The organism is Terriglobus roseus (assembly GCF_900105625.1).
In the GTDB taxonomy this organism is placed as follows: Bacteria; Acidobacteriota; Terriglobia; order Terriglobales; family Acidobacteriaceae; genus Terriglobus; species Terriglobus roseus_B.
On the sequence record NZ_FNSD01000001.1, the window covers coordinates 1,129,729 to 1,143,804 of the forward strand.

General features: G+C 57.6%; 10 protein-coding genes. 7 read left to right on the forward strand and 3 right to left on the reverse strand.

Annotated features, from left to right (window positions below; translation table 11 throughout):
- Window positions 1-46: 46 nt before the first annotated feature.
- The gene (locus tag BLW03_RS04445; protein ID WP_139285091.1) at window positions 47-1,291 is read right to left on the reverse strand and encodes a hypothetical protein; all 1,245 of its coding nucleotides are present in this window, start codon (window positions 1,289-1,291) and stop codon (window positions 47-49) included.
- A 241-nt stretch (window positions 1,292-1,532) separates the two neighbouring features.
- Here BLW03_RS04445 and BLW03_RS04450 point away from each other — a divergent pair, with 241 nt between their 5' ends.
- From BLW03_RS04450 to BLW03_RS04480, 7 genes are all read left to right on the forward strand, one after another.
- Window positions 1,533-2,687, forward strand: a complete 1,155-nt coding sequence (locus tag BLW03_RS04450; RefSeq protein ID WP_074652530.1) for a redoxin family protein — start codon at window positions 1,533-1,535, stop codon at window positions 2,685-2,687.
- Between the two features lie 50 nt (window positions 2,688-2,737).
- Window positions 2,738-3,952 (forward strand): redoxin domain-containing protein, encoded by a 1,215-nt coding sequence (locus BLW03_RS04455; RefSeq protein WP_212733130.1) that lies wholly within the window; start codon window positions 2,738-2,740, stop codon window positions 3,950-3,952.
- Window positions 3,953-4,033: 81 nt separating this feature from the next.
- Window positions 4,034-4,504: a protein-disulfide reductase DsbD N-terminal domain-containing protein gene (locus BLW03_RS04460; protein WP_083350326.1), complete on the forward strand. Its 471-nt coding sequence runs from the start codon at window positions 4,034-4,036 to the stop codon at window positions 4,502-4,504.
- A 2-nt stretch (window positions 4,505-4,506) separates the two neighbouring features.
- Window positions 4,507-5,829, forward strand: a complete 1,323-nt coding sequence (locus BLW03_RS04465) for a protein-disulfide reductase DsbD family protein (RefSeq protein WP_074652532.1) — start codon at window positions 4,507-4,509, stop codon at window positions 5,827-5,829.
- 59 nt (window positions 5,830-5,888) lie between these two features.
- The gene (gene trxB, locus BLW03_RS04470) at window positions 5,889-6,845 is read left to right on the forward strand and encodes a thioredoxin-disulfide reductase (protein WP_074652533.1); all 957 of its coding nucleotides are present in this window, start codon (window positions 5,889-5,891) and stop codon (window positions 6,843-6,845) included.
- Window positions 6,846-6,883: 38 nt separating this feature from the next.
- Window positions 6,884-7,945, forward strand: a complete 1,062-nt coding sequence (locus tag BLW03_RS04475) for a sugar phosphate isomerase/epimerase family protein (RefSeq protein ID WP_074652534.1) — start codon at window positions 6,884-6,886, stop codon at window positions 7,943-7,945.
- A 36-nt stretch (window positions 7,946-7,981) separates the two neighbouring features.
- Window positions 7,982-8,905 carry a hypothetical protein gene (locus tag BLW03_RS04480; RefSeq protein ID WP_074652535.1) on the forward strand — a complete coding sequence of 308 codons (924 nt, stop codon included), beginning with the start codon at window positions 7,982-7,984 and terminating at the stop codon, window positions 8,903-8,905.
- A gap of 144 nt (window positions 8,906-9,049) precedes the next feature.
- Here BLW03_RS04480 and BLW03_RS04485 read toward each other — a convergent pair whose 3' ends face one another.
- Both BLW03_RS04485 and BLW03_RS04490 read right to left on the reverse strand, forming a co-directional pair.
- Window positions 9,050-10,630, reverse strand: coding sequence for a sulfatase family protein (locus BLW03_RS04485; RefSeq protein WP_074652536.1), 1,581 nt, complete (start codon window positions 10,628-10,630; stop codon window positions 9,050-9,052).
- Between the two features lie 48 nt (window positions 10,631-10,678).
- Window positions 10,679-13,939, reverse strand: a complete 3,261-nt coding sequence (locus tag BLW03_RS04490) for a TonB-dependent receptor (RefSeq protein ID WP_170834958.1) — start codon at window positions 13,937-13,939, stop codon at window positions 10,679-10,681.
- Window positions 13,940-14,076 lie beyond the last annotated feature (137 nt).

Consider the following 14,076-nt stretch of genomic DNA (forward strand, 5'->3'; position numbering starts at 1 on the left):
GCCTCCACAGGCCCCAATGTCCTAATTCTCCCTGCCAACCGCTGGATTAGTAGACGTGTGTTGCCAATACTTCCGGCTTTCCTGGGATGCCACCGACAATGGGTGTTTTAAGCACAACCTGAATGTTTGTCCGTGGGTTTTTCAGACTTTCGGGAAGGCGCGTCAGAAACGCTGATTGCGTCACAAATTCGGAGGCTACTTGCGTTCCGACGGTTCCAGCGCCCGCCACGTAGAGAATCAGTCCCCCGGTGACCGGATCAAGCAGACGTCCAGCGATGGCGTAGTCCGAATCGGTGGTGGCGTTCAAGCCGCTTCGCACGATCCAGGACGTCTGGCCGGGGTGCTCTGAGTCGACGATAGAAACGGCGCGCTGAGGATTCTTCGGATCTGCGTGGCTGAAATCAAAGTGATAACGCAGGTTGCTGGTGAGCCGAAGAGCCCATTGATTATTTCCAATGCCAATCAAGACCGTCGGGCGATCCCGCAAGTCCAGAAGCGTGGTTTGATTGTCTGTCCGCATCTGAAAGTTTTGCCGGTTCATCTGTAGAAATCCGGAGATGTTGGTGTAGGCCTTCAGGTCCGTGATCGTGATGCGCTGCATTGCGACCGATGTGGGGTTCGTTGGAGCTTCTTGAGGGTCCGTGTTTCCCGCATGCCCCAGGCAAACGAAGATCTCTTTCCCTGAGTTGAGCATCGGGCTCCATAGAGGATTATCGGAAAGCGCCGTCACACCGCTTCGCAGCTCCTGACGTTCCCAAAAGAAGGCCAGTCCAAAGAGGATGCACGCAGCCGTCGCAACGGCCGCGATCCACCATGGCAGCTTGGAACCTCCCGGACGAGCCAAGCCAGTTGCTCGCGGAGGTCTTGCAGCTGGTAAGGCTTCCGGCAGGACGGAGGCAACCTCAGCGACCTTCTCAGCAGGATGCTCGACCGCCTGCTCGAAACGGAATTCCAGCGCATATCCGCCTGGTCCCAGCAGGATATGTACGGGCAGCCCGGAACCTGCCTCCGCGTCATACTGGCGCAGACGCTTCCGGGTGTCGGAAGCTGCGTTTCGAACGATGGGGTCGTCGGAAGTGTCGTAGCTGATCTCCCGGCCAAAGACCTCATGACCGATGCGCCGCTCTTTCAGCACCTCGTCATCGCTCAGAAGCGCTCGCTCCAGCAGATACCGGAATAACCTGGTGCTTCGTTCACTGGCACGGAACGCGGGATGAGCGAGGATCTGCGAAGCCGCATGTCGGATCGTTTCCTGCTCTGCTTCCGTAAAAACAGATCGATCACGAACCACGACGCTGCCCTCCTGCGCTTCTTCGGAACCGACAGTATCACAAGCAGACAAGTCTTCGCGATGCCGCGAACGCCTCGCTCCCGCTCGCCCGGCACTCCGCAACGTCCTTCGTAAACTCTGCAAATGCCCCCGGGATTCAAGCACTTGGACCTCGCAGTGCATGCACGGCACCGCACGATGCTTGTTCCTGGCAATGCGAACGCCTAGAGATAGTCGTGTCGATTCGAAAGGAACGTCTTTCATGTGCAGAATTTTTCTAAGGGTGTTCCTCGCACTCCTTTTACTCTCCGGGACTCGCGCCCTCCCCGGTTCTGACGCTTGGGGTCAACTACCTGCGGGACCGCTTCCGATCGGTAGTCCACTTCCGGATTTCCAGCTAACCGGAACGGACGGCGCGGTCCACAAGCCCAGTGAGTGGAAGTCGAGCCGGATACTGGTCGTCGCCTTCTTATGCAACCACTGCACGGAATCGCAGGTGTACGAGGCCCGACTGAACCGGCTGGCTCAGAGCTACGGCAGCAAGGGCGTCTCGGTGGTCGCGATTCAATCCTCGAATCCGAAGGCCGTCACCGAGAAGGACCTGGCCTGGTCCGATGTCAGCGAGAGCCTCGACGACATGAAGGAGAGAGCCACCTTCCGAAAGTTTCAGTTCCCTTACCTGTACGACGGCGACACGAGCAGCACCGCCCACGCGTTCGGCGCTACGGTCGCCCCTTCGGTCTTCATCTTTGATGGGGAACGGAAGCTGCGGTACGCGGGTCAGATCGACAGCGATCCGGCCGAGGGAAAGGCGACGGTGCACAGTGCAATGGACGCAGTGGAGGCGCTGGTGGCGAACAAGCCAGTCGCTTTCGCGACGACCACCGCTGCGGGCTGCAAATTGCTGTTTCGACCGGCAGCCGGGCAGCCGTCGACTGACGCCCAGCCGGTGAGTGTCACGCTGGCGACGACGGAGACATTGTCTGCACTCCGCAAGAATCCCACCGGCAAGCTGCTGTTGGTGAACTTCTACGCCACCTGGTGTGGTCCTTGCGTCACGGAGTTTCCTGACCTTATGGCGACCAATCGCATGTACCGGGATCGGCCGTTCGCCTTCACGACAGTCTCTTCCAACGTTCCGGATGAAAAGAACGAGGTGCTCGCTTTCCTGCAGAAGATGCACGCCAGTACCAGCAACCTGCTTTACGGCTCAGACGATACCTACGCCATGCAGGAAGCCTTTGATCCGAACGTGGGTTCGGCCGTTCCCGTGACGGTGCTGCTGTCTCCCCGAGGCGACGTTCTCTTTCACGAACAGGGTGAGATCGATTTGATGGAGATTCGCAGGGCGATTCTTGCCCATCTTCCGGATGACGCCGAACACGCCGGATCGCAAAAGTACTGGGCAAGCAAATAGCTCTTGCCATTTGTCACGCACCTTCCACCACACCCTACCAGGAGCTCATCATGCGTAGTTCGTCCGTTTTCCTGCTGGCCACACTCGCCGTTACGTTCCTATCCGCACCCGCACAAGACACACCTCCTGCACAAAAAGTCATCGGCGTCTCCGAACTCATTCCGATGGGAGGCAATGCCGAACATCCTCTGCTTCCCATCGGTTCCACTGCGCCAGACTTCGCTTTGAAGGGGACGGACGACAAGGTCCATACGCTTGCAGAGTTCAAAGATGCAAAAGTGCTCGTGGTCATGTTCGAGTCGATTCACTGCCCGGTGTCCGAGAACTACGAAGGGCGCATGCGTGGGCTGTACGACAGCTATCGCAACAAGGGTGTTGCATTTGTGGCGATCAATCCCAACAACCCGAAGGCCGTTCGGCTGGATGAACTGGGCTACACAGACCTGACCGACTCACCGGCCGACATGAAGATCCGCGTGCACGACCGCCAAATCCCTTGGCCCTACCTGTACGACGGAGAGACACAGGCCATTGCGCAAAAGTTCGGTGCCGTCGCAACACCGCATGTCTTCATCTTCGATGCGGACCGCAAGCTGCGCTACGAAGGCCGCATCGACGACAACCAGAACGAAAAGCTGGTGAAAGTGCATGATGCACACGACGCCATTGAAGCGCTCTTAGCAGGTGGGACCGTCGCGACGCCGCATCGTCCCGCGTTCGGGTGCTCCACCAAATGGCTGTCGAAGTCTGGCGATGTCGAGAAGGAGATGGAACGCATCAAGGCGGAGCCAGTCGCCTTGAACGCTGCCTCTGCTGCGGATCTGGCCGCCCTTCGCGCAAACGCCGGCAACAAGGTGACGGTCATCCACTTCTGGAGTACCGGCACACCGAACGGCGCCAAAGACTTCGCGGAGCTGGAGACGACCTTCCGCATGTACCGCGGCCGTTCCTATGACTTTGTAACGGTGGATACCGATGCTGCGGCAAACACGCCCAAGGCAACGGAGTTCCTCAACAGTCAGCACGCCTCCAGTCGCAACCTGCAGCTTTCATCTGCAGACATGAAGACGGTACAGGCGGCCTTTGGCGACACCTGGCGACCGAATGAGGAGTTCACTGCAGTACTGGCGCCAGGTGGCAAGCTGGTCTACGCACACAAGGGTCCCATCGACATACTCGATGTTCGCCACGCCGTACTGACGAATTTCACAGACAATCCGCACTTCCCTGGACAGTCCGAATACTGGGCAACAAAGGCGCGCTAATCACGGGCCGAGAGGGGATGGAGTTCGCGGTGCAACCACTCCATCCCTCGCAATACAGCTTGACGCAACGAAGGGATTTCCATGTCGAAAATAGTTTCAGCAATTACAGCATCGCTCCTGTTCTGCAGCGCGGCGGCCATGTCCGGCCAGCGGCCCTCAGAGATCGTGAAGTGGGACGCATCCGTCGCCCACTCCTCCGCATACTCCGCTTCGGTTGCACTACATGCGACCATCCAGGACGGCTGGCATGTTTACGCACTCTCGCAGCCGCCCGGCGGCCCCACGCCGTTAAAGATCAGCATTCCTGCTGGCGCGCCCTACGCACTACAGTCGCCCGTTGCTGAAGGCAAGGTGACAAAACACGAGGATGCCAACTTCAAAATGGAGACGCTGTATTACCTGAACGCCGTAAGCTTCACGCTCGCCGTGAAGAAGGACGGTGCAGCGACACCCGAGACCATACCGGTTGACGTTCGCTTCCAGGCCTGCAGTGACCGCCTTTGCCTGCCGCCTTATACCGCTCATCTGACCGCTGAATCCAAAAGGAAATAACGATGCCTACCGGATCGATCCTGCATTACTTCTGGCTCTCACTGGGCATGGGTGCGCTGTCCCTTCTGACGCCGTGCGTGTTTCCCATGGTCCCAATCACGGTCTCCTTCTTTGCGAATCACTCCTCCAAGACGCGCGCGGGCGCGCTCAGAATGGCCGCCCTGTATGGCCTCGGGATCATGTTCACGTTTGTCGCGCTGGGCATGTCGCTGGCGATTCTCTTCGGCGCGTCCGGCATCAACAAACTAGCGTCCAACCCATGGGTGAACCTGCTGATCACTGCGATCTTCCTGGGCTTCGCGCTCAGTCTGTTGGGCGTCTTCTTCATGCAATTGCCCACGGGCCTGATGAACAAGCTGAACTCCGCTTCCTCATCGAAGCAGCAAGGCAGCATCGTGGGCACCATGCTGATGGGGCTCACATTCTCGCTCACGTCCTTCACCTGCACAGCGCCGTTTGTGGGTACGTTACTCGTGCTTGCAGCGCAGGGTAACTGGCGCTGGCCACTCGTCGGCATGCTTGGTTTTTCGTTCGTCTTCGCATTACCTTTCTTCCTGCTCGCGCTGCTGCCACAACTTATGACGCAGATGCCGCGTGCTGGTGGATGGATGAATTCCGTGAAGGTCGTCATGGGGTTCTTGGAGATCGCGGCCGCGATGAAGTTCCTGTCAAACGCGGACCTTGTATGGCACTGGAACATCTTCACGCGCACCACGGTTCTCTGCATCTGGACAGGATGCCTGCTGCTGGTGGTCGCCTACCTTCTCGGCTGGTTTCGACTCGATCATGATTCGCCGGTCGACGCCGTATCCGGTCCTCGTGTTGTCTTTGCTCTGCTGTTTCTCGCAGGTGCGATCTGGCTGAGCAATGGACTAGCCGGTCATAAGCTGGGCGACATCGATGCGTTCCTGCCGCCGGCGGACTCGGACAACTCGGCACAGCTCCAGACAGCAACCGTAAGCGCGGAAGCACCATGGATCATGAACGATCTCAAGGGCGGCCTCGCGCAGGCAAAGCAGGAGGGCAAGCCAGTATTCGTCGACTTTACAGGCTATACCTGCACCAACTGCAGGTGGATGGAATCGAATATCTTCTCCAAGCCGGCAATCGAGAAGGACATGAATCGCTTCGTCAAGGTGCGCTTGTACACCGACGGTGACGGCGACATATACAGCAAGCAACAAGACTACGAAGACAAGCAATTCGGCACCGTCGCGCTGCCGCTCTACGCCCTGCTTGATGCGGATGGAAAAACGATTGACACGTCGGCAGGTGTGACGCGGGATCCAAACGCTTTTGCCGCCTTCCTCGCAAAGGCGAAGTAAAGCTCACCACACTCATCGATTCGCCGACACAATGAGTTGTTTCGCAAAGGGACCGCTTCATGCACGATTCACCTGAAGTACGTGACGTCCTGATCCTGGGATCAGGCTGCTCCGGCCTCACTGCAGCAATCTACGCCGCCCGCGCCAACTTGAAGCCACTTGTACTTGAAGGACATGAGCCGGGCGGGCAGCTTTCCATCACCACGCTGGTCGAGAACTTCCCGGGCTGGCCCGAGGGCGTGCAAGGGCCTGAGCTCGTCGACAACATGAAGAAGCAGGCCGTTCGGTTTGGCGCGGAGTTACGTATGGCCCACCTCACCTCGGTGGACCTGTTGCGATTCCCCTTTGAGGTACAGGTCGGAAAAGACATCATCCATACACGCTCGATCATCATCGCCTCGGGAGCGTCAGCGCGATGGCTAGGCCTGCCCTCTGAACAAGCGCTCATTGGCTTCGGTGTCAGCTCCTGTGCGACATGCGACGGCTTCTTCACAGCGGGAAAAGAGATCGCCGTCATTGGTGGTGGCGACTCCGCGATGGAAGAGGCTCTCTTTCTAACCCGCTTCGCCAGCAAGGTGACGCTGATCAATCGGAGCGAAGCCTTTCGGGCTTCGCGCATCATGCTGGAGCGGGCGATCGAACATCCTCAAATTCACTTCCTGCACAACACGGTCGTGGAAGAAGTACTTGGTGTTGAAGAACGGGACGTTCGGGGTCTGATGCTTCACAACCGGAAGACCGGCGAACGCTCTCATCTACCGGTTCAGTTCATGTTCCTGGGCATCGGACACGAGCCGAACGCAAGCATGTTCAAGGGCCAGATCGATCTGGACGATGACGGGTACGTCAAGACGGAGCACAACGTCTTCACCACCCGCCAGGGTGTGCAGCTTCATGGTGTATATGCGTGCGGCGATGTGCAGGACCGTCGCTACCGACAGGCCATCACCGCCGCTGGCACCGGTTGCATGGCGGCATTGGAAGTGGAGAAATACCTCGAAGAGTTAGGCAAGTAAGCTGCAGTTCAACGCACTGCCCAGTAGGAGAAACTTCAATGGCTTTCACGAGACGTACCTTCTCAAGGGCTCTGATTTCGAGCCTTCCACTTGCATCCGCAGGCGTCTTCCGTCCCGGCCTGCTTTCTGCTTTCGCTCCGGCGGCCAGCTCAAACTACAAAGGCATCCGCATCGGGACGATCTCCTACAGCTTCAAAGAACTCAAGCGGGTCGTGGGACAGGCGCAGTGGCAGGAGGTGCTGCAGGATTGCCAGGCGTGCGGCTTGTCCAACCTTGAAATCGAGATCGCTAAAGTGGAGCCCGTCCGTACACTCCTCAGCGGCCCGCGACCGGCAGCTGGACCAGAACCACCACCTGCGATCGGCACGGCGTATGGGTCGGCATGCGTCGCTCCTCCGAGGACACCGCAGGTGCCTGCTGCGCCTCTCAGCGCCGAGCAGCAGGCTGCACTTGCGAGCGCGCGCGAGGAGGTCCGTCAGTTTCGTCTGCATCCCCCGGCAAACTACTATGTCGACATCCGCAAACAGGCAGCTGCCATGGGCATTGCAATCAACGCGTACACCTGCGGCTGGGGAACGGACTACACGGAGGAAGAGATCGATGCGGTCTTCCGGGCAGCGAAGGAGCTGGGCGCAAGTGCAATCAATTCCTCCACCACCCTGGAGATGGCGCAGCGTCTTGTACCGTTTTCAAACAAGCACAAGTTCCCCGTCGCCTTCCATGAGCATCTCTTTGGTCTGTTCAGCAATGCGGACGATTACGAGAGTACACTCGCGCTCTCGCCATACTTCCGCGTGAACTTTGACATCGGGCACTTCACCGCATCATGCGGCGATGCAGTCGCCTTCATTCGTCGCTACCATGCGAAGCTGCCAAGCATTCACATCAAGGACTACAAGTCATCCAATGGCGGTAGCCAACCCTGGGGCCAGGGCAATTCCCCCATCAACGCTGTCCTGAAGACACTCAAGGAACACAAATACGGGGGTGTCGTCACGATCGAATATGACTACCCCGTTCCGTCGGGCTCCACATCGTTAGTCGAAGTGCAGAGGTGCGTTCAATATCTGAAGACGGCTATCGATGATGCCAATGCATAGGCCGCTACTGTCAGGAACACACGAGGTCCGAAGACTATGCAGCTAACACGGCGGCAGTTCACGAAATACCTGACGGCATCCGCCATGGCTGCCAATGTGTCACGACGCGCTTTCGCCGTTGGCGGGAGCAATTTCCATCTTGGACTCAACACGTACAGCCTGCGCGCGCTGCCAGAGGCTGTTGCGATTCCCACCATCATTCGCGTGATGAGGGAACAAAAGCTGCAACGCTGCCAATTGCTCTTTACCCACGTCGAGCCAGCCTTCGGAATGGTGTTCCCACCGACCAGCGCAAATCGTACAGCAGCACCTGCACCGCCGACACCACAACAACTGGAACAGCGAAAGGCCGCAGCGGCGGAACGTACCGAATGGCGACTTTCTGCCCCGATGTCGTACTTCGAGACGATTCGCTCGACCTTCCAGAGGAACGGTCTCCAGATCAATGCCTTCGCCACATCCTTCGGCAGTTCAGAAGAGGAACTTGACCGCCAGTTTCTGATGGCGACGGCGCTGGGCGCAGAAGCGATTAACGGTCGCGTTCCCGAGCCCATGACGGATCTCGTTGCGGCTGCTTCGAGGAAGCATCGACTCCACGTTGGGATTCAGGTCTCCGACGTGAAGCTGCTTGAGGCGCAACTGAAGACATCACGCTACATGAAGGCTGATCCCGATGCCGGTGACCTGACAAGGGCCAGCATCAACGCACTCGGATTTGTTCGAACATACGCCCCTCAGATGGACTCAATCGACTTGAAGGATACGATCGCCGGCACTGGCAGCGTTCCCTTTGGAGAAGGACACGCAGATCTGGCAGGCATCCTGGCGTTCTTAGCGAAGCGGCAACTACCTATCACCGCTTACATCGATTGCGACTATCCAGGCACGGGAACATCAACGGACGAAGTAGCAAGCTGCGCCGCGTACTTGCGGCGCTCGCTTTCTTCTGCCTTGCGTTGATCGCAAACCGGTTGCCCGGGGCTCCGGAACGACAGAGACTGACCGCGAAGGACGCTTCCTACGCGTATCGCTTGCACTTCAACTGGATGTCTCGCTCGCGCCTGTTCATGAGACCGTCCAGCTTCAGGTCTCCGATCGCCACCCCTAGCGTTTTCTAGGCGGTGGCTGCACGTAAGACGAGTCCGCTGGCTGTGTCTCGGCAAACTGGTCGTCGTCCTTCAGTTCCTTCTTCAGGCGATACAGCTCTTGCTTCAGCTTCGCGACTAAAGGTTGCGAATTGGGATCGTTGTAGATGTTATGCATCTCGAGAGGATCGTGAACGACGTCGTAGCACTCCCACTGATCCTTTTTCCAGAAGTAGATCAGCTTGTGTGTCTCTGTGCGTACGCCGTAGTGAGCGCGTGTGTTGTGGTCGCCCGGATCGTGGTAGTAACGGTAATACATTGCATGACGCCAATTCTTTGGAGTGTGGCCTGCCCAGACCGGGAGGAAACTGCGGCCCTGCATATCGGCGGGCGTTGGGCGGCCAGCCGCATCGAGAAACGTCGGCGCGAAGTCACAATTGATACCGATCGCTTCTGAGACAGAGCCCGGTTTGATCACTCTCGGCCAGCGGACCACGAACGGCATCCTAAGCGACTCCTCGTACATGAAGCGCTTGTCGAACAGCCCATGCTCGCCCAGAAAGAAACCCTGATCGCTGGTGTAGATCACGATGGTATTTTCGCGCAGTCCATTGGCGTCAAGCCAGTCCAGAACGCGGCCAACGTTATCGTCGACGCTTTGTACGCAGGCGAGATAATCGCGCATGTATCGCTGGTACTTCCAATCTTCGAGCTCTTTGCCGACCAGGGTCTTCTTCACGCCGTCGACTTCGATCTCGACTTCCATCGGCTTCGTCGCATTCCACTGGCGTCGTTCTTCCGCTGAAAGGCCAGCAGGCGGAGCGATCTTGAGATCGGCACGCGTCAGGTCCCGGAAGACAGACTGCTTCTGCTCACGCAGAGCGTCGGTACGGCCCACGTAGTCATCACGCAGCGTTTCTGGCTCGGGGATGTGAAGGTTTTCGAACTGCTTCCTGTGCTTCTCATCAGGCGCCCATTCGCGATGAGGGGCCTTGTGGTGCGACATCATGAAGAATGGCTTGTCTTGTGGACGACTCTTCAATGCTTCAATCGTCAAGTCCGCGATGATGTCCGTGCAGTATCCCTTAATCTGCGTGGAGCCGTCTTTGTCGTAGAAGATTGGATCGTTGTAAACACCTTGTCCCGGCAGGATGTTCCAGGTGTCAAATCCAGTAGGGTCGCTGCCCAGGTGCCACTTACCAATCATCGCGGTATAGTAGCCGGCGCTTTGCAGGTACTTCGCAACGGTGGGCTGCGAGCCGTCAAAGCGATTAAAAACCGGCACGCCGTTCAGATGACTGTATTTGCCTGTGAGAATCGAGGCGCGGCTCGGAGTGCAGATCGCGTTGGTGGCAAAGACATGATCCATGCGCATGCCTTCCTTCGCGATCCGGTCCAGATTGGGTGTTTGATTCACCTTGCTGCCGTAACAGCTCATCGCCTGCGCCGCGTGATCATCCGTCATGATGAACAGAATGTTCGGGCGCGATTTTTTCTCGGCGGCATTGGCCGCGATGCCAGTGAGAAGTCCTCCGGCTGCCAGAGCTGAATTGCTGAGGAAGCTTCGCCTGGAAAGCTCATGGAATGAATGATCGGACATATTCGAGATTCCTCGGATCAGATTTGGGCTGCTACTGTGCCCGGTTATTTAGAACGATGCTTTCAACCGGAACTGGATGTTGCGCGGATCCAGCGCGCTGTTAAGCGTACCGAATGCTGCGGATCCATAGGTCACTCCAACACCATTGAAATTTGCGTGATTGAAAATGTTATAGAACTGCGCTTCGAACTTGAGAGAAACGCGCTCAATAGGGATGTTCTTCGCGACGTTCATCTGCCACAAATGTGTTCCCGGTCCGCGAATGTCACCCAGCCTCTCGGTGCCAAAGGTCCCAGGAGCTGCTGCCGTGAAGGACGATGCGCTGAAGTAGTTGGAGACGGACCGCGGACGATACGCGATAGCGCCAATCCTGTTAGGCCGTTGCCCCGTGTTGCCAACACGAGCGACGTCAGTGGATGTGGATGCGGTGAAGGGGAGCCCGCTCTGAAAGTTCGTGATGCCACTAAGCTCCCAGTTCGCCAGCAGCATTCTTTCTGCAAAGTTGCCATTACGGAAGTAGTTGGGTTGCCAGACGTAGTTCAGTGCAAGGATGTTCGTTCGGTCGTAGGAGCCCAGACCGCGTTCGTTGAAGAACTGACTCTGACCAACCTGCTGTACCTGCGCCCTCGACCATGTATAAGCGACCCCGAAGGACAAGCCATGCTGGAAGCGGCGGCGCAGATTCACCTGCAGCGCGTTGTAGTTAGCTGAGGCGGAGCGAACATCGTAGTTGATCGCAGCATAGCCTTTGTATGGCCGCAGGTAGTTGACGTTCGTGCCCGATGCCGGCAGTTGTCCCGGTTGCAGCTGGTTGATGTTTGGCGTCTGATCGAGATGCCGGCCCTGGTTGCCGACATAGCTGATGCTGAGTGTGGTGGCGACGGGAAGCTGCTGCTCCACGGTCAGGCTGTACTGCGAGATCGTCGCGTAGAGTTTCCGAGGATCCCAGACATTCAGTGTCGCAGGGAATGTGGTCGCGGAAGTATTGCCGAAGGAACTAAGCGCCACACCGAAGGCCGTTCCCGATTGTGAGAAAGGCGGATTCTGACCGCCATTCTCGTGGTTGTCATTGTCCCAGTGGTAGAAAATTCCAAAGCCTCCACGAATCGCCGTGCGCCCTGCTTTCCCGGGCGTGTAAGCAAAGCCGACGCGCGGTCCGATGTTGTTACGAAGTCCACTCAGCGCGCGCGAGTAGTGAAGGCCCTTCTGGTTTGTGGGTGTGATTAGACCGTTGGTCGGTTCCCCCGTACCGCTGACCAAGGCACCATTTGACTGCAAAACCGTTGGAGCATTGGCGGCAACGTAAAGTGAGGGAATGAAGGTGCTGATCCGGTCGTACTTCTCATAGCCGTTCGGCGCGCCGGTGTAAACGGTATCGCGCACGCCGTAGTCCACGGTCAGGTTTTGCCGCACCTTCCAGGTGTCCTGGAGATAGCCCTCGTACATGTTGGAAAAAAGATATGCGTTTGGAATCGTGCCTTGCTCTGAATAAGAAAAGGCGCGGCCGGTGAGGAAATCTGCAATTGCATTCCCTGTCACGCTGCCGTCGAAGGTGAAGGTGCCGGCTTGGCCCGCGTAAGGAAAACGATCGAACTTCTGAATGCGTAGCGTGTTCAAACCGGCCTTCAGCGTGTGGACACCGAGCTGATAAGTGAGATCATCGCGATAGGTAAACACATTGTTCGTGTTGTTCGTGAGGCCCTGGGCACCGATGCCGCTATAGCCTCCCCCAAATGAGAGGGAGGGAATGACATTCGCTACGTTTGCATTGAAGAGTGACGGGATATTTAACCCAGCGGGCCGTTGCGCTGCGGCGTTCGGCGACTGCGTGATCTGATTGCGGCTGTACCCAGCGATAGCCTGATTCACAAGATGCGGTCCAAAGATATGCGTCCACTGTACGACCGTATTTGAGCCGGGCTTGGAGAAGTTACCCCCAATAGTAGTAAAAGCATGGTTGGACGGCTTCAGGATTGCCTGCGATTGAGACCAGCTGTCGTGCGCATATCGCAGAAGCAGGCTGTCGCGTTCGCCAAAGTTGACATCGACGCGTGCCAACTCTTCGCGCCATTCCGTTCTGCTCTTCGGACTCGCCACCCAGTTGGTGCTGCCCGCTGCCGCTGCCGTGTTCGTCGGAAGCGGAATGTATGTGTTCAGAAGGATCAGTGCATTGGGGTCAATGTTCGTGATGCGGTTCCCGGCAAAGGGCAAGCCTGTCGACGGATTCCTGAGCGGTGTTGCGATCGCCGAAAAGTCTCCGGAACGCATCGCGACGGTTGGTACAACACCTGTGAAAGTACTTTGTGGTGGCGAGGTAAAAGAAGTAAGTTCTGGTCCGGAGCGCTTGTCCCACGCCTGCGAGAAGAAGAAGAACAAACCCCGCCCGAAGCCACTCTTAGCGCCCGGTACGATGGGGCCTCCGATGTCGTATCCAAAATTGTTGTCTTTCAGCGGCGGCTTCTGGGTATTGAAGAAGTTCTTCGCATTCAGTGCGTCGTTCGCGAAAACGTCATAAACATCGCCGTGATAGCTCGCGCCACCCGTACGTGTAACGACGTTCACCTGACCATATCCATACGATCCGATGTCCGCCGTGTAGTTACTGGTGTGAACCTGGATCTCGCCAATCGCTTCCGGCGGAGGAAAAAGGTTGATTCCGCGGTTGCCGCCGGTGTCCATCGCCAGCACGCCATCGAAGGTAAAGGCATTCGCGTTCTGCCGCCCGCCGTTGATCGAGAGAAGCGGATTACCCTCCTGGCCGCTCCCCATACGCAGGCCTGTCTGCGAAGAGGAGACTCCGGTTCCCAGTGTCAGCAGCTGGCTGAAGTTTCTTCCATTGAGCGGCAATTCGGTGATCTGGATGCCTGAGATCAATCCGCCCAGTGCGCCGGATGCATTCTCAATGCTTGGGGGAGCGGCGGTGACAGTCACTGCATCGGAGGCATTGCCGACCGATACGATCAGGTCGACGCTGCGAGTGGAGTCGGCATCCAGTACAACGTCATTCCGGCGTGTAAGGGCCATTCCCTCGCTCTCAGCCGTGATGGAGTAGGTTCCAAGGCGCAAAGCCGGCAGCACGTAGAGGCCCTCGGCATTCGTAACAGTCGAGCGCTGGAGGTGGGTGGAGGCTTCCGTTACCGTCACCCGTGCTTTGGGGATACGTGCTCCGCTTGTATCCGTGACGGTCCCGGTGATGCTGCCGTTGCCGGTGGTCTGCGCGAGTGCGGAACCAGCTGTGGTTAAGGCCGCGAAGGCGAAAGTCGTGAGAGCGTGGCGCTCCCATGGACGGGAAAAAATAGATAGGGACACGGGATGGACTCCGAGCTGCATAAGCAGCGAATGAAGCACCACGCGCGGAGCGTGGGCTCACTCTTTCAATACAGCGATGGGATGGAACGCGAGAATGTGAACGCGCCGAACTGGTGCCTGCTTAGTTGAAGCGACAG

What these genes read in the sequence shown, in the direction of transcription:
- BLW03_RS04450 (WP_074652530.1), top strand. Translation starts at nt 1,533, where the DNA reads ATGTGCAGAATTTTTCTAAGGGTGTTCCTCGCACTCCTTTTACTCTCC.
- BLW03_RS04465 (WP_074652532.1), top strand. Translation starts at nt 4,507, where the DNA reads ATGCCTACCGGATCGATCCTGCATTACTTCTGGCTCTCACTGGGCATG.
- BLW03_RS04460 (WP_083350326.1), top strand. Translation starts at nt 4,034, where the DNA reads ATGTCGAAAATAGTTTCAGCAATTACAGCATCGCTCCTGTTCTGCAGC.
- BLW03_RS04455 (WP_212733130.1), top strand. Translation starts at nt 2,738, where the DNA reads ATGCGTAGTTCGTCCGTTTTCCTGCTGGCCACACTCGCCGTTACGTTC.
- trxB (WP_074652533.1), top strand. Translation starts at nt 5,889, where the DNA reads ATGCACGATTCACCTGAAGTACGTGACGTCCTGATCCTGGGATCAGGC.
- BLW03_RS04475 (WP_074652534.1), top strand. Translation starts at nt 6,884, where the DNA reads ATGGCTTTCACGAGACGTACCTTCTCAAGGGCTCTGATTTCGAGCCTT.
- BLW03_RS04485 (WP_074652536.1), bottom strand. Translation starts at nt 10,630, where the DNA reads ATGTCCGATCATTCATTCCATGAGCTTTCCAGGCGAAGCTTCCTCAGC.
- BLW03_RS04480 (WP_074652535.1), top strand. Translation starts at nt 7,982, where the DNA reads ATGCAGCTAACACGGCGGCAGTTCACGAAATACCTGACGGCATCCGCC.